General features: G+C 67.3%; 19 protein-coding genes. 12 read left to right on the top strand and 7 right to left on the bottom strand.

The features are described from left to right. The first annotated feature begins 168 nt into the window (after nucleotides 1–168). The 5 genes from F1C15_RS11990 (at nucleotide 169) to F1C15_RS11970 (ending at nucleotide 3,570) form a co-directional block, all read left to right on the top strand. A complete protein-coding gene (locus tag F1C15_RS11990; protein WP_185231422.1) occupies nucleotides 169–615 on the top strand; it encodes a hypothetical protein in 447 nt (148 codons plus the stop codon). A gap of 179 nt (nucleotides 616–794) precedes the next feature. Then, the gene (locus tag F1C15_RS11985) at nucleotides 795–1,331 is read left to right on the top strand and encodes a hypothetical protein (RefSeq protein ID WP_185231420.1); all 537 of its coding nucleotides are present in this window, start codon (nucleotides 795–797) and stop codon (nucleotides 1,329–1,331) included. A gap of 173 nt (nucleotides 1,332–1,504) precedes the next feature. Further along, nucleotides 1,505–1,858, top strand: coding sequence for a hypothetical protein (locus F1C15_RS11980; protein ID WP_185231418.1), 354 nt, complete (start codon nucleotides 1,505–1,507; stop codon nucleotides 1,856–1,858). A 27-nt stretch (nucleotides 1,859–1,885) separates the two neighbouring features. Beyond that, nucleotides 1,886–2,617, top strand: coding sequence for a hypothetical protein (locus F1C15_RS11975; RefSeq protein WP_185231417.1), 732 nt, complete (start codon nucleotides 1,886–1,888; stop codon nucleotides 2,615–2,617). 185 nt (nucleotides 2,618–2,802) lie between these two features. After that, nucleotides 2,803–3,570, top strand: a complete 768-nt coding sequence (locus F1C15_RS11970; protein WP_185231415.1) for a helix-turn-helix domain-containing protein — start codon at nucleotides 2,803–2,805, stop codon at nucleotides 3,568–3,570. 274 nt (nucleotides 3,571–3,844) lie between these two features. On the opposite strand, the gene F1C15_RS11965 is transcribed toward F1C15_RS11970, so the two are convergent. Next, a complete protein-coding gene (locus tag F1C15_RS11965) occupies nucleotides 3,845–4,693 on the bottom strand; it encodes an SDR family oxidoreductase (RefSeq protein ID WP_043595604.1) in 849 nt (282 codons plus the stop codon). Nucleotides 4,694–4,758: 65 nt separating this feature from the next. Here F1C15_RS11965 and F1C15_RS11960 point away from each other — a divergent pair, with 65 nt between their 5' ends. Continuing rightward, nucleotides 4,759–5,112 carry a helix-turn-helix domain-containing protein gene (locus tag F1C15_RS11960; RefSeq protein WP_043595645.1) on the top strand — a complete coding sequence of 118 codons (354 nt, stop codon included), beginning with the start codon at nucleotides 4,759–4,761 and terminating at the stop codon, nucleotides 5,110–5,112. Nucleotides 5,113–5,120: 8 nt separating this feature from the next. On the opposite strand, the gene F1C15_RS11955 is transcribed toward F1C15_RS11960, so the two are convergent. Next, nucleotides 5,121–5,528 carry an SRPBCC domain-containing protein gene (locus F1C15_RS11955; RefSeq protein WP_185231413.1) on the bottom strand — a complete coding sequence of 136 codons (408 nt, stop codon included), beginning with the start codon at nucleotides 5,526–5,528 and terminating at the stop codon, nucleotides 5,121–5,123. Nucleotides 5,529–5,661: 133 nt separating this feature from the next. On the opposite strand from F1C15_RS11955, the gene F1C15_RS11950 reads away from it, so the two are divergent. From F1C15_RS11950 to F1C15_RS11940, 3 genes are all read left to right on the top strand, one after another. Then, complete coding sequence (locus tag F1C15_RS11950; protein WP_157485535.1) at nucleotides 5,662–6,192, top strand: TetR/AcrR family transcriptional regulator; 531 nt, start codon at nucleotides 5,662–5,664, stop codon at nucleotides 6,190–6,192. Beyond that, nucleotides 6,189–6,857, top strand: a complete 669-nt coding sequence (locus F1C15_RS11945) for a GAP family protein (RefSeq protein ID WP_043595608.1) — start codon at nucleotides 6,189–6,191, stop codon at nucleotides 6,855–6,857. The genes F1C15_RS11950 and F1C15_RS11945 overlap by 4 nt, the downstream gene beginning before the upstream one ends. Before the next feature lie 70 nt (nucleotides 6,858–6,927). Beyond that, the gene (locus F1C15_RS11940; protein ID WP_156155571.1) at nucleotides 6,928–7,533 is read left to right on the top strand and encodes an MFS transporter; all 606 of its coding nucleotides are present in this window, start codon (nucleotides 6,928–6,930) and stop codon (nucleotides 7,531–7,533) included. On the opposite strand, the gene F1C15_RS11935 is transcribed toward F1C15_RS11940, so the two are convergent. Beyond that, complete coding sequence (locus tag F1C15_RS11935) at nucleotides 7,520–8,119, bottom strand: TetR family transcriptional regulator (RefSeq protein ID WP_157485537.1); 600 nt, start codon at nucleotides 8,117–8,119, stop codon at nucleotides 7,520–7,522. The genes F1C15_RS11940 and F1C15_RS11935 overlap by 14 nt on opposite strands. A gap of 103 nt (nucleotides 8,120–8,222) precedes the next feature. On the opposite strand from F1C15_RS11935, the gene F1C15_RS11930 reads away from it, so the two are divergent. The 3 genes from F1C15_RS11930 to F1C15_RS11920 all read left to right on the top strand — a co-directional run bounded on the left by F1C15_RS11930 (nucleotide 8,223) and on the right by F1C15_RS11920 (nucleotide 10,582). Beyond that, nucleotides 8,223–9,137, top strand: coding sequence for an SDR family NAD(P)-dependent oxidoreductase (locus F1C15_RS11930; protein WP_043595611.1), 915 nt, complete (start codon nucleotides 8,223–8,225; stop codon nucleotides 9,135–9,137). 283 nt (nucleotides 9,138–9,420) lie between these two features. Beyond that, nucleotides 9,421–9,567, top strand: coding sequence for a hypothetical protein (locus F1C15_RS11925; protein ID WP_185231411.1), 147 nt, complete (start codon nucleotides 9,421–9,423; stop codon nucleotides 9,565–9,567). Between the two features lie 103 nt (nucleotides 9,568–9,670). Continuing rightward, nucleotides 9,671–10,582 (top strand): hypothetical protein, encoded by a 912-nt coding sequence (locus tag F1C15_RS11920; RefSeq protein ID WP_185231409.1) that lies wholly within the window; start codon nucleotides 9,671–9,673, stop codon nucleotides 10,580–10,582. 60 nt (nucleotides 10,583–10,642) lie between these two features. On the opposite strand, the gene F1C15_RS11915 is transcribed toward F1C15_RS11920, so the two are convergent. The 4 genes from F1C15_RS11915 to F1C15_RS11900 form a co-directional block, all read right to left on the bottom strand. Then, the gene (locus F1C15_RS11915; protein WP_185231407.1) at nucleotides 10,643–11,206 is read right to left on the bottom strand and encodes a recombinase family protein; all 564 of its coding nucleotides are present in this window, start codon (nucleotides 11,204–11,206) and stop codon (nucleotides 10,643–10,645) included. A 225-nt stretch (nucleotides 11,207–11,431) separates the two neighbouring features. Beyond that, nucleotides 11,432–12,022, bottom strand: coding sequence for a sigma-70 family RNA polymerase sigma factor (locus F1C15_RS11910; RefSeq protein WP_255465223.1), 591 nt, complete (start codon nucleotides 12,020–12,022; stop codon nucleotides 11,432–11,434). Between the two features lie 136 nt (nucleotides 12,023–12,158). Next, the gene (locus tag F1C15_RS11905) at nucleotides 12,159–12,923 is read right to left on the bottom strand and encodes an SDR family NAD(P)-dependent oxidoreductase (protein ID WP_185231403.1); all 765 of its coding nucleotides are present in this window, start codon (nucleotides 12,921–12,923) and stop codon (nucleotides 12,159–12,161) included. Nucleotides 12,924–13,174: 251 nt separating this feature from the next. Next, a complete protein-coding gene (locus F1C15_RS11900; protein ID WP_185231401.1) occupies nucleotides 13,175–14,458 on the bottom strand; it encodes a polysaccharide pyruvyl transferase family protein in 1,284 nt (427 codons plus the stop codon). Nucleotides 14,459–14,498 lie beyond the last annotated feature (40 nt).

The raw sequence follows: 14,498 nt of genomic DNA, 5'->3' as shown, positions 1-14,498 counted from the left end.
TTGGGACTCTATTGGCCGTCCGATAGCCGATCGGTCACCGACCATCGGCGGACACTACCCACTCCCCCGCAGCTACGGAGAGCCGGCTGTCTCGATAGGTCAGTCCGAAACTGATCTCGGTGAACGATCGTCTTTCGGGCGGCACCTCAGTCATGTTTAGCTGCGGACATGAACGATCAGAAGGGCTTCACGGCGAGGGCGCTGCGATCTGTGGGCGGGACAACGCTGCTGCTCGTGATCGTCACTGGCTGCGCACCTGTGACGGGCGGCACCGCCTCAGGCTCCTGCGCCGTCAAGGAGATCGTCCTCGGCAGCTCAGACCTGAGACCGGGCGGCAAGATCAAGCTCAGCGTGGATTGGATGACCGCGAGGTGCGAGGACACGGGCGGGACGAACCAGCCCGCCGAGAGCATCGAGGTCACGATCACACCAACGGCGAGTTCTGATTCCCGCCCACTCGGGACGATCGAGAGTGCTACCGGCCCGAGCTTCACTGCTGCTGGCACGTTTCCGCTTCCGGCCGACATCCCCGCTGGAGATGCAGTTCTCGCCGTGACGTCCTCCACCGGCGAAGGGGCTGTAGCTGGACTGCCCATCACCCTGGCAGCCGAGTAGGCGAACAGGCCCTGTGAACGATCCCCTATCGGGATGCTCGCCGCCTTGGCCCTGACCCGGCTTGCTCGAGTCACGATCGGTCAATGTACTCACACGGCAATACGGCGGCTACACGCCCAAAACTCTCACTAGTCTCGGCCGAGGCGTACCCGACGCCGGCGTGTTTGAAGGAGACCACCGTGAGCCAAAAGCCGCCGTTTTTCAAGGGTCAAGGCTTCCGACTAGCCAGCATCGGCGTCGGACTCGTCATCGGCCTCATCGCCGTGGTCGTCACACAGGCTGTCACCTCAGACGAGCCACTTTCATCGGGCTTCCTGATCGGCATCAGCTTCGGCTTGGTCATCGCCGTGGCCGCTACCGCGGTGGGTCTCTTACTGGGGCGCAAGGTCTTCGGCCAGCGCCTCGAGCTTGCGCTACGCCCAGCAACGGAGACGAAGTGGCGGCACGGGAGGGTTGAAGCCTCCCCGGGTCGCCTGCGCTTCCATCGCTACAAGTGGCAGATCCGCTTCGTTTCAGGCGACCCTGTCGACTTCGCCGTCCACACAGTCGGACTCGATTCCGGGAAGCGTCCGTCCAAGAAGCAGTTGTGGTCCGTCAACCCGTCCCTCCACGTGATCGACATCGACACAGACCAAGGCCCTCTGCAGCTCGGCCTGCAATCCCACCAGGTAGACACCATTCGAACGCAGCTGCAGCCGGCCGGCTCGCCAAGTTGAAGAGCACCAACTCAGTGCCCTGAACACGTCAACGATCGTCTGTCACGTTCACCGCTAGGCGATCCCCTACCGGGCGATCTCGGCCTGGTGGTCCCGGCGCTAGCAGCACCATGCTGGAACAGCCCGCCGCTTGCGCTTCAGCTTCCCCCTGGGGACGCCGATAACCTGCGGCCATGACTACGACCCGGAAGATGACCCCACGCGAGGTCGGCCTCGTGGAGGCTCTTCTTGCTGACCACCTCGACAACGCATTCTCCCGCGAACATCTTGAGGCCTTGGATGTCGAGGAGATGGACGACGGCGGCATGGGATCTCTGAAGTTCCTCAGCAGTCGATCAGCGCGCATGGCTCAGCAGCTGTCTGAAGTGACTTTCCACGACAACGACGGAGTGTGGGTCTCAGCAACACTGAACCTCGATCCCGAAGGCCTGCTCTTCGAGCTCGACATCTTTAAAGGCGACTTCTCGCCACTGATAGAGATTCCAGACCGCTTAGCCCTGGCCCGACCTCGAGCTGGGTCTGAGTAGACGCTCGTCTCGTCGTACGGTGAGGATGTGGCTTCTCTCTCTGCGCGATACCAGGCCGGGGACTGGGATGCCGTCTGGCACGAGATCCGGACCACGGCCTCCTCGGAGCTCGTCGCAGCAGACGTCGACGACGTCGCCTCGGCGACGATGCAGCGGGCGAGGACACAGATCGACGATCTCGCGTCGCGGTTCGTGGACCTGGGACTGAGGAGCGCTGGCGGCATCCCCGTCCGCACGCCTCCGCCACCGGATGTCGTCGGGAGGCTCGCGGTGCTCGAGAGGACTACTGGCCAGCTGCCCGCCGCACTGCGAGCCCTGATGACACACGTCGGCGGGGTGAGCCTCATGGGAGACCTGCCACGACTGGGGCTCTCGTACGACGCAGGAAAGAGGCCGCGGACGATGCCACCCGGCCCGCCGTTCGCCGACCCTCTCGTCATCTCCGACGTCGATTACCTGGAATTCGAAGTGCGCGAGCATCTGGAGGAGGTCGCTCTGGATGCGTCGGCCCCGCTGCTGCCCTTCGGGTTCGCTCCGGATGAGCTCCACAAGGCGAACATCAGTGGCGGCGAACACACCATCTCGTTCTCCTCGCACCTGCCGGATCCGGTCATCACGGGGATCGCAGGGCGCCTTGGCATCACCCTGGTCCAGTACCTCCGACTCTCCATCGCATGGGGCGGGCTGCCCGGGTACTCCTTCGCCCCTCACGCCGCTCCGAAGACGCTCGCGCGATTGCGTGCCGATCCCGCGTTCTAAGGCGGGCCCGCCTCGCGATGCACGCCGTCCTGCTCGCCCGATCACCGATCCCCTATCGGAACATCGTGGTCAGGGCGGACGTCGCAGGGAAATCAGCCGCGAACTGTGCACTGTCGGGTGGTTGTCGCCTGCTTGTCGGGGCCCTGACATGGACCCGTTCAAGCGCCCTTCATACTGTGGACAACATGAGCGAGACACGAATACTCGAACTACGAACTCAACGAGGGTGGCCCCAGGAGCGCCTTGCAGAAATCAGCGGGGTGACCGTTCGCACCGTTCAACGACTCGAGGCGGGGAACGACGTCAGCCTCGACACGCTCTCCCGGCTGGGCACGGCATTGGGCGTGCCGGTGCGAGACCTCTTCATGGAAGCCCCAAAGAGCGAGTACGGAAAAGCCATGTCCGCACTGAGCGAGACCGAGGCGAGAAGCTTCTCGGATGCGGCGCGAATCGCCTGGCGCCACATCGCCTTCGCCGTGGCATTGTTCGTCACGTCACCCATCCCCGTGGTGCTGCTGATCGCGGGGGCAGACGCAGGCGTCATCCCGACAAGTGTGGAAGTCGCCATAGCTATCGGCCTAGGTGCTCTTTTCTTGGTCGCCGCAGCCGGGGCAGCCCACCTCGTTCGGGCGTCGAACACGTTCTCGCCATTTCCGCTTATCCGCCAGAAGCGCCTGAGCTCCAGTTTCGGAGCCCAGCAGTGGGCGGAAAGCCTCGAAGAGACCCACCGACGCCAGCGGGGCACCTCTCTAGCCCTGGCCGTGGGACTCTGGCTGATATCACCACTCCCGGTCATCGTCGCAGCGCTCCTCGAACCGTCTCAGTGGCAGGGGCTCTGGATAGCAGGCGGCGCGACCTTCCTCCTCCTCGTCGTCGCCGTAGGGACGTTCGCCGTTCTGCAGGCGGCATGGTCCCGTTACGCCGCAGAGAAGCTGACCGCATCCGCGGCATAGGGACCTGCCCTCTGGACGATCCTTCACCGGGCACTAGATGCTCGGCCGACATACGGCTACGTTGCGAGGGCAGCCCAGACCCCCGCTGTGAATGGCGGGGTTCCTGGGTTCGCCCGGGTTCCCCGTCATGGATCCCCTATCGGGCATGCAGAAACGATCGTTTGTGACTAGCGCCGACGAACACCACGAGCGGGCCCTGGCCAGATCAGAACCGCTCCCCAACTGAAGATCGCCTTGGTCGGGGAGCAGCCCTTGCTGTCGTACAGCGAACGGGTCAGGCCCGGAGGTCCTTGAGCCACTGCTCGACCGTGCGCGGGCTCAGCCCGAGCTGCTGCTGTGCGCTCGTGGCAGGGTCGATGAGCTCGGAGGGCAGGGTGGCCCGCCACCGGTACGAGGCCACGACAGGGTCCGCTCCGGCTGAGCCGAAGAGGGGCTCGATGACGCGGCCGAAGTCGTCGACGTCCTGCGCCTCGAACCGCACGCTCGTGCCCGAGGCTGCGGCGAAGCCAGCCGCGAGGTCGGAGCCCACGAGGCCGGGCAGCGCACCGACCCCGACGACACCGGTCACGGAGCCGTCCTGCAGCAGTCGCGCGACGACGTCGGCCACGTCGAGGTGCGAGCTCCACGACACGGCGTAGTCGTCACGGATCGGGTAGCGGAGGACGCCCTCCTGCTCCACGCCCGCGGCGACCGGCGGCAGCAGCAGGTTCTCGAGGAAGAGGCGCGGGGCCGCGACGGCGACGGAGACCCCGGTCGCCCGCAGACCGGCAGTGAGGAAGCCGACGGGACTCTCAGCCGCACCGTCGCCCTCCGTCGGGTACCCGCTGGTCGAGACGACCACCCGGGCCGGCCGTGCCTGCTCGACGGCTGCGACGACCGTCCGGGCATGCGCGAGCTGCTGGGCGGCGTCGCCGACCGGAAGGTGCACGAAGACGCCGTCGACGCCCGCGTAGGCCGCCGCGAGGGACGCGACCGACATCAGGTCGACGGCGACGGGCGCGCCGCCTCCCTCATAGGCGGACGGGTCGCGGACCGCCGCGGTGACGGCGGCGCCGGAAGCGAGAAGGGATGCGACGACGGGGGAGCCCTGGGCGCCAGTAGCGCCGTGGATGAGATAGGTCATGAAGCTATCAATGCATCTGGTGCACCAGTTACGTCAACTGCACCAATGGCGTACTGTCCATGTTCATGGCTTTCTGTGGGGAGATCTGGCCCGAGTGCGGCATCGCGAAGTTCCTGACACTGCTCGACGGCCCCTGGGCAACGCTCATCGTGCGAGAGCTCCTCGAGGGCCCGGCTCGTTTCACCGAGCTAAAGGAGGCGCTGCCCGGCATCAGTGCGCACACCCTCACCAACCGCCTCCGGAAGTTCGAGACGTCGGGCCTCGTCACCAGGACGGCGTACTCCGAGATCCCGCCGCGCGTCGTCTACGAGCTCACCCCGACGGGGCAGGGGCTCCGGCCCGTGCTTGAGTCGATGAACGCCTGGGCGCTGTCCGTCCCGCCGACACCCGACGCAGAGATCGAGGTGGTTCCTCGGTAGAGGATCGTCTATCGGGACGCCGCCCTGAGCAGGTTTGCGAGATGGTAGTTCCACCCCTCCTCGTGTGCGGCTCGAAGTCCGTCGCCATCTACGAGCTGCCCAAAACGTCGTTCCGTCAGCGTGACCGTGCTCCGCTCGCCGTCACTACGGATGTCGAAGCGGACCATAAGTGGCGACGGCCATTCCGGCTGCTGCCACACGAAGGCCAGCCGCCTCGGCGGTACTGCTTCCGTCACGCGACCGTCAGCGAAGTGCTCGCGGCCGCCCTCGGTCCAGGTCTCGCGCACGACCGAGCCGACCTCGGGAGTCAGCACCAGCTCAGGCCACCAGGAGTCGCGCTCGTCCGTAAGCGCGCACCACAGTCCCTCCGCGGAGGACACCGATGCGACGGTGATCGACAGCGAGTCAGCGCACATGCTCAGACGCTAGTGCGTCTGCCCAACACCGGCGCCGATGTGCCGGCCAGCGATCGGCTATCGAGACGCTTCTGCCGCGTTCTGTCTGTTCACAAACCGACCGGCCGGTCGGTTTGCCTGTTATGGTGTGGTCATGGATCGCCGCGCACTCGTCCTTGCCGCCGCCCGCGAGCTCGCGCTCGCACGCGGGGTCATTCCGTCGTTAAACGAGACCGCCGCCGCGGCGGGCGTATCCAAGGGCGGGTTGGTGCACCACTTCCCGACGCGTGCGGCGCTGGTGCAGGGGCTGGCGATGGCAGCGCTCGAGGAGGTCGACACGGCCATGACCGCAGCGGCGGGCGAGGGGAGTGCGGCGGAGACCTGGTTGCGCATGTCGGTCCCCACGGGGGAGGACGTCGCGGTCTTCCGAGCGATGGCCATTGCGCACCGGGCGGTCGAGGCGCCGGGTGATGCGGTGGCGACTGCATCCCAGGAGGCCATAGCCCGATGGGAGGCGATGATCCGCGACGAGGTGGGTGACGCCGGCCGCGCACGGGTGATCCGGCTTGTCGGCGACGGCTTGTTCGCCAACGTCATCGCCGGCATCGAGCCGGCACCCACGGCCGCGGAGCTCGACGCTCTCCTCGGTTCTCTCTTGCCCGCGGGTGGGAGGGGCGGGCGGTGACCGCGCAGCTGCTGCTGGCGATCGCGGGCCTCGCTGCGCTTGACTCGCTGAACCCGGCCACGATCGTCGCGGTGACCTTGATCCTTCTCGCCGCCCCGCGGCGTCCCGCGCTGATGGCACTCGTCACGGTGCTTGGGGCGGCACTCACCGTGTTCGCGGTCGGCGCCGCGCTCTTCCTCGGCGCGGGCGCGGCAGCTGGTGCCGTCGACGGGATTGTGCAGGGTATCCGCTACGTCGCCTTCGCCGCCGCGGGCGTCGTCCTGGTCCGCTCCGGGATACGACGCTTCCACACGCGACCCAGGAAGCCGATCGGGTTGCCATCGTGGTTCACACCCTGGACTGCGCTCCCGTTCGGGGCGCTGCTAACCGGGGCCGACCTACCGAATGCGTTCCCGTACTTCATTGCGATCGAGCGCCTCCTAGACGCGCAGGTCACGCCAGCGGAGGGCCTGCTCGTCCTCGCCGGGTACGCGGTGGTCTACTGCGTCCCGTGCCTCGTATTGCTCTTGGTGGGAAGCCTCGCGCGCCGTCGGACGCGTGCGCTGCTCATGCGTGTCACTGCCCGATTCGGTACCGGCGAGGTGAAGGCGTCCCCCTTCGTCGCGGTCGTGTTGATCCTGCTCGGCGCATTGGTCGCGTCGCTGCCGTTCTGGCTCCTGCGCTGACCGACGTCGAGCAGTGGTCCGGCGGAATCTCCTCGTGTGCGCGCTTGGCTCGTTCACGACGATCATTGGCATGACCCTGATTCTGCCGATCCTTCCTCTCTACGTCCGAGACCTTGGCGTTGGGGATCCGGCCGCGGTAACTCTCTGGTCCGGCATCGCCTACGCCGCGACGTTTCTGACCGCGGCCTTGACAGCACCGCTGTGGGGTTATCTCGGGGACCACTTCGGCCGGAAACCGATGCTGATCCGCGCGAGCCTCGTCATGGCGATCGCGATGTCGCTCATCGGGGTCGCCCAAGACGTCACTCAACTCGTACTGCTGCGGCTGCTGGTCGGCCTCCTCGGCGGCTACGCCTCCGGACCAACCATCCTCGTCGCCGCTCAGACCCCTAAAGGCCGCTCCGCTTGGGCGCTGGGCACCCTCTCCTCCGCCATCATGGCCGGCACCATCGCAGGGCCTCTGATCGGTGGAACCCTCGCGCAGACAATTGGCATTCAAGGGCGTTCCTCGCAACCGGCAAACCAACACGCTCGGCTCGCAGTCGAGTGGGCGGGACAGGGTTTTGGTGTGGCGCTTGATTGCGTGGGTACGGCGAATCTCGGCCCTCATCGCGAGAGCCAGCTCGCTGGGAACTCACTAGTCCTGCCCCGTATGGGTGAGATCAGACGGGTTTAATTGCGCCCATGGCCTCGTCGAGCAGCCTTCCAAAGGATCGGCCACGGTCCGTGGTGATCCATACATCCTTCGCGGCGATCACGCAGGTCAGGGCCGCGCCGGCGATCACCGTCGGGCGCGGGTCGGTGACCGCTAAACGGCCCAGGCGCATCCGTACGATTTCGGCGAGATCGCCCTGGACCCGCGAGATACGCTCGAGCTCGCCCGCACTCAGAGCCGGGTTATCATGGATGATCTTTTCGATCGCGAGGGCGCGTTCAGCGAGTGTCTCGTCCTCGAAGTGCTCGACGACGACGTCGAATGCCCGCCGTAGCGATTCCCACACCGGCTCGTCGACGGGCCGTGCACCGAGTGCCTGGGCGAGCATCTGCGACCACGCGTCGTACTTGCCCAGCATGACGTCCTCTTTCGAGGTGAAGTAGCGAAAGAACGTTCGCCTGGAGATGCCGGCAGCCGAGACCAGGTCATCGATTGTTGTCTGCTCGTATCCCCTAACCGCGAACAGATCCTGGGCCAGCATCGCCAACTCGGTTTGCATGGCTCGTCGAGCTCTTTCACGCACCGGGATAGGAGTGGACTCGCTCACATGTGCCAGCTTACAAGGCAACGGGCATAGGTGGCACTCAGTGGCACATGTGCCCTACAGTGGCATTTGCCAGACGTTGACCACGAAACATTGGAGCTGCCACATGACCACGCCATGGACTTTGAACGACATCCCACGCCAGGACGGGCGCGTCGCTGTGATCACCGGAGGCAGTAGTGGACTCGGCTTTGAGACCGCCCTCGCCCTCGCGGATCATGGCGCGGCCGTGGTGCTCGCTGTCCGCGACACCACCAAGGGCAAGGAGGCCGCGTCGAGAATCGCCTCCCATGTGCCCAATGCCAAAGTCTCCGTGCAGAACCTGGACCTGGGTTCACTGGAATCCGTGCGCGCAGCGGCCACAGATCTCAGGTCGGCGCACCCGCGGATTGACCTGCTGATCAACAACGCCGGCGTGATGTACACGCCTCAGCAGAAGACAGCCGACGGTTTCGACCTGCAGTTCGGCGTGAACCACCTCGGTCACTTCGCGCTGACCGGGCTGCTGCTCGATCACCTCCTGCCTGTGCCGGGCTCTCGAGTCGTGACGGTGAGCAGCTACGGTCACCGCATTCGCGCGGCTATCTACTTCGACGACCTGCAGTGGGACCGCAGCTACGACCGGGTTGCCGCCTATGGCCAGGCCAAGCTGGCCAACTTGATGTTCACCTACGAGCTGCAGCGCCGCCTCACGGCGTACGGCAGCACTATGGCCGTCGCCGCGCACCCAGGCAACGCTTCCACCGAGTTGACCCAGAACTTGCCTGCTCTCGCGCGGATCGCGTCGGCCGCCGTCAAGCCTTTGCTTGCCCAAAGCGCTGCTGGAGGCGCACTCCCCACACTGCGTGCCGCAACTGATCCAAGCGTGCTCGGCGGCCAGTACTACGGCCCCGACCGCATACGCGAGACCCGAGGACACCCGCAGTTGGTTACATCCAGCGCCGCCTCATACGACCTGACGACACAGCGCCACCTGTGGTCCGTGTCCGAGGAACTCACCGGCGTTACCTTTCCCGCATAACGACTCAACCCCGGAAAAGAGACGCCCTCTATCCAACGACCATAGGCATTCGTTCCTGCAGAACTTCACCTGGCACGCAGCCAGGTGGACGATCGACCACCGCCGCCCGATAGCTAAGCGCCTATAGGGCGATTAGCCCGCTCTCCCGAGACCGACACCACTACTCACTGACCCCCCGTCTCAGTGCGCGATCGGCTATCGAGACCAGTTGCCATGGCCGCATTCGACCAGAGTCCACCACGAGGCTGATCCGTAAGCATCGAACCCCGCCTACCGTCGAACCATGGACACGAGCTCGATGATCATGGGAGCCGCCATCGCTTCGGTGGCTTGGATCGGCTTCTACCCATGGGCGAAGCTGAAAAAACTGAAGGCCTTTGAGGAGGAGCAGCAGCGGCTGACTCCTGCTCCGCCCGAGGGGCCCCGCTAGACGATCGTCTATCGGAACGGCTCGTCATTCGTTGCGGCCAGTCCATAAACAGCGCCGCGCCAGACCCGGAGATTATGTTGGGGGTGACGACTAGCGTTCGATCATGGATCTGGACAATCTCAGTCACGTCGATCTTCGCCGACTCGGTCTACTCGGGCGAGCCGTCGCCATAGTTGACTCTGGAGAAGCGCAGGCAACGCCAGGCATGTTGGCGGAGAACCGAAGCGATGCGGATGAGCGCCGGGCTGTCACTGCCGATGCCATGGCCCTTAGCGACGAGGGTCTCTTGAGGTTGGATGAGAGATTCAATGGAGCTTGGCTTGCCCGTCCAACGGTTTCGGGCCGCGACACTTGGTCGGAATATGAGCGACGCCGCGATGATCCCCGTGAGCGGAGGCGACGACTGCGCAACGACTACCTTCGATGGATTCATGAAGCTGGGCGCCAAGGCGGGCCCCCCAATGGCGATAGCTTCATTGATTCCGGTGCCTCCTATCTGGGAGCTCTGTTCACGCTCGAGGAATTGCACGAGGCCGGAGTATGGCTAAAGAGGCAGGGCTTCATTGACGGTGGCGGCGCATGGGGACGCAGTAGTCCGCTCCGACCTTTCCTAACGGCCAAGGGAGAGGATTACGTGGACCGAGAGCGCGACGTGCATGCGGAACCTCCTCAGGGCAATGAGTCAACGTCCTACACCTTCAACGGACAAACGCAATTTGCGAGCGGGAGTAGCCACTTCACGCAAACTCAGAACATGGGCGACGTGGGTGCTCGGGCAGGTGAAATTGCAGCTGCTTTGCGCCAGCTTTCTCTTCTGTCCACTGGAATCGAGCACGAAGAGCTGTCTGCTGCGGCGAGTCAACTGGAAGAGGAAGTCGCGGGCGCCGCTCGACCCCAACGCCTGCGAGCCATCGCGGAAGCTGCTCAGCAAATTCTCGTGAGCGGCGCTGGCGGAGCGCTAGGCAGCATTGTGTCGAGCCAGGTCACGGACTTCATCGACAGCTTGCCCATCTAGACATGCCTCGCGCGGTTCTGTCTCTTCGGCGACGAACGTTCATGCCCACTACCGTCGGCCTCAACCACCGCGCTGGATAGCTCGGTAGACCGTCGATCGGGCGACGCCGAAGAGCTCGGCGATCTCGCTCGTCGTGTGGGCGCCGGTGCGGTGCAGCTGCACCAGGTGCTTCTCCTGCGAGGCGGTGAGTTTGGGCTTGCGGCCGCGGAGCTTGCCGGCGGCCTTGGCGATCGCCATGCCCTCCCGGGTGCGGGCACGGATGAGGTCGGCTTCGAACTCGGCCACCATTCCGAGGACGTTGAACAGCAGCCGGCCCACGGGGTCGGTGGGGTCGTAGACCGCTCCCCCGAGGTTCAGCGCGACACCCTTCTTCGTCAGCTCGTCCGCGATGTCAGTCGCGTCTCGCAGCGATCGCGCGAGACGGTCGAGCTTCGTCACTACGAGGACGTCGCCGGCGCGGCACGCAGCGAGAGCTTCGCGAAGGCCTGGCCGGGCTCGAGTCGTCCCCGACAAGCCGTGGTCAACATGCACCTGTTGATCGTCAACACCGAGTGCTGCAAGACCGTCGCGCTGTGCTGCGAGGTCTTGTCCTGAGGTCGAGACGCGGGCATATCCGATGAGCATCCGACGACTGTAGCGTTTAAACCCCCATCACCGGGCATTTTTGCGGGACAGGCATACGGGAATCCGCAGGCCAGACGCCACTTGACCTCAGCCGGCCAAAAGTGGCCCGAGTAGGTGTCCCGATGAACGACCGCTCAGTGAAACGGCAACAGCCACCCCAGGGCAGCACTCGTTCGGCATCGGCGGACGACGACCACTGGTGGCCCGGAAGCAGGGACCCGGCGCTCAGCCGCGCGCGACGACGTCCGGCCCGAGGAGCTTCCGCAGCGCGATCAGGGCGTCGCGCGTGCGCGTCTTCATCGTCCCGAGCGGCACCCCCGCCTCGCCGGCCGCCTCGGAGTGGCTCAGGCCGCCGAAGTAGGTGAGCTCGAGGGCCTGCCTCTGGGCGGCGGTGAGGCCCTTCATCGCCCGGCTCACCCGCGCGTGCTCGATGTGCACGGCAGCGGTCTCGGCGACGTCGTCGCGGACGTCGTCGAGGTCGCGGATGCCGACGGTCATGTCACGCACCCGGCTCGCCTGCGCCGAGCGGACCCTGTCGATGGCACGACGACGAGCACGGACGAGCAGCCACGACACCGCCCTGCCCTTCGCGGGGTCGAACTGCGCGGCCTCCTGCCAGGCGGAGAGGAACACCTCCTGCGCGACCTCCTCCGACTGCGCCGGGTCGACGAGGATGCGCCGCACCAGCCCCAGCACCCGTGACGACGTCATGTCGTAGAGCTGGGCGAAGGCCCTCTGGTCACCCTGCGCCGTCGCGAGGACGAGGTCGTCCTCGCTCGGGTCCTGCCGGAGCAGGAGTTCTGAGGTGAGGGTCACGGGGGCCGTCCGGTCTGGGCGTGAGGGCGAGGAGTACAGGAATGCTCCCCCCGGCGCTGCGGCCACTCTATGCGCCTGCATCCTCTCCGGTACCCCCACTTCGGGCCGCCGCCGAGCCCCCGGCGGCCCGACCGGGTCAGATCGCCGACCAGCCCCCGTCGGAGGGCAGCACGACCCCGTTGACGTTCGTCGCGTCGTCGCTAGCGAGCCACGTGATCGACGCGGCGAGCACGTCGGCCTCGACGGGCGTCGGCACGGTCGTCTGCATGATCGGCCCGAGGGCCGCCGCGGCGACCTGCGACTTCATCGGCGCCTCGATGTTGGTGATGGTGGCCCCGGGCGCGACGGCGTTCGTGCGGATGCCGTGCTTCGCGTAGACGACGGCCGTGTTCTTCGTGATGCCCGCGACGGCGTGCTTCGACGCCGTGTAGGCCACGCCGGCCGCCGAGCCGCGGAGCGCCGCCTCCGACGCGACGTTGACGATCGCGCCCGAGCCGGCCTCGATCATCAGGGGCAGCACGGCCCGCGTGAGGCGCACGACGGCCGTCACGTTGATCGCGAAGACTAGCTCCCACGTGCGGTCGTCGACCTCGGCGGCGGGCAGGAAGCCGTCCATGATGCCGGCCACGTTCGCCAGCGCGTCGACCCGTCCCTCGGCGGCGGCGACGACCGCCAGCACGCCCTCCTCCGTCGTGATGTCGCCGGTCACGGGAACGAGGTCGAGCTCGGCGTTCTCGGCCACGAGCGCGTCGAGGCGCTCGGCCACGACGTCGGCGGCCACGACCCGGGCACCCTCCCGCGCGAAGCGGAGGGCGGACGCACGGCCGATGCCGCTGCCCGCCCCGGTGACGATGACGGTCTTGCCGCGGAAACGGTCGGGGGTGGTGGTCAGGTCGGCCATGGCTGCCTCTTTCGTCGGGACCGGCCTCGGTGCCGGTCCCGAGCATTGTGACACGCGGTGCCAGAAAGAGGCTGCGCGTCGGCCGGGAGGGCGGCAGACCCTGATGACGAACCCCGTCCTCGCATCCGAACCCCGCCGCGGCAGGGTTCCGGTGCGAAGACGGGGTTCGTCGACCGGGCGACGCGAGCGCGCGGCGCGAGCGCGCGGGGCGGGCGCGCGGCGCGAGCGCGCGAGCGAGCGCGCGGCGCGACCTACGCCCCGAGCTCCTCCGCGACGCGGTCCCACCAGCCGGCGGAGGCGGTGCGCACCGACTCGACCCGCGACTCCCACCGGGCCCGCACCTGCGCGGCGTCGTCCCAGGTCGCCAGCGCGAGCCGCGCCGCCGAGCCGAGCACCAGCGCCTCGACCGAGGCGACGCTCGTCTGGCCGAAGGCGCCGAGCGCCCCCGTGAGCTTCACGCGCGTGTACTCGTCGACCGAGATGCCGACCGTCGGCACCCCGCCGGCGACCGCGAACACGGCCGGGTGGTAGCGGCTCGTCAGGTGCAGGGAGGCGCCCCGCGCGAACCGCGCGGCGGCCACGGAGTCGGTGGTCGGCTCGATCCGCACCCGCGAGGTGGTCATCGCGTCGATGACCCGGCGGTGCAGCACGGAGTCGCCGCGCTCCTCGCCCTCGTTCAGCGACGCCCAGTGCGCGAGGAACGCGATCTCGAGCCCCGTCTCGTCGGCGACCCGGTCGAGCAGTCGCGCGAGGGCGGTGACGACCTGCCGCCGGTCGGCGTCGCCGACGTGCGTCGAGAGGCTGACGGCGCAGTACGGGAAGGAGCCGGCTCCGACGAGCAGCGACCCGGGCCCGGCCGGGGCGCCCGCGTCGAGGCCGGTGACCGCGGGAGGCGCGGCGTCGGCCCCGAGGAAGCTCGCGTCGTCGACGTTCTGCACCACCTTGCGCGCGAGGTCGGGCGCGGTGTCGTCGGCGACGCGCCGCATCAGCGTGTGCGAGGCGCTCTCGCGCACCCCGAAGAGGCGCGCGTCACGGAGCAGCCCCGACACGAGCCGCTCGTCGTCGGCGACGAGGTCGGGCCCGATCGTCTGGCCCGTCACGACCAGGGGGCGCCCGACGACGCGGGCGACCGCGCCGAGGGCGGCGCGCTCGAAGACGTGCAGCGACCAGCGGGAGGCCATGTTGCCGCCGCCCGCGACGGCGACCGCGTCGGCCTCGCGGACGGCCTCGATCACGGCGAGCGCCGGGTCGTCGTGCGACAGGGCGGTGCGGCTGCCCTCGGCCGCGGCGAGCACGCGCTCGAGACGCTCGACCTGGCCGTCGCGGCCGCCGAGCGGGCCGGGGGCGAAGCCGATCGGCCGGACGGCGTCGACGTCGTAGCGTGCGGCGGTCTCGTCGGGGGCGCTCGAGAGCAGCGTGACGGCGTCGACGCGGCGCCGGCGCAGCTGGACGACGAGCTCCTCGGTCATGGCCTCGTCGCCGATGTGGATCATGTCGTCGACGACGCCGACGTCTCCGATGGCGAGTGTGCGCACGCTGACCTCCGGGCCCGCGGGCCGTCCAGGGACAAGGGGA

The organism is Frigoribacterium sp. NBH87 (assembly GCF_014217665.1).
Classification (GTDB): domain Bacteria; phylum Actinomycetota; class Actinomycetes; order Actinomycetales; family Microbacteriaceae; genus Frigoribacterium; species Frigoribacterium endophyticum.
This window is presented reverse-complemented; position numbering and strand designations above follow the sequence as displayed.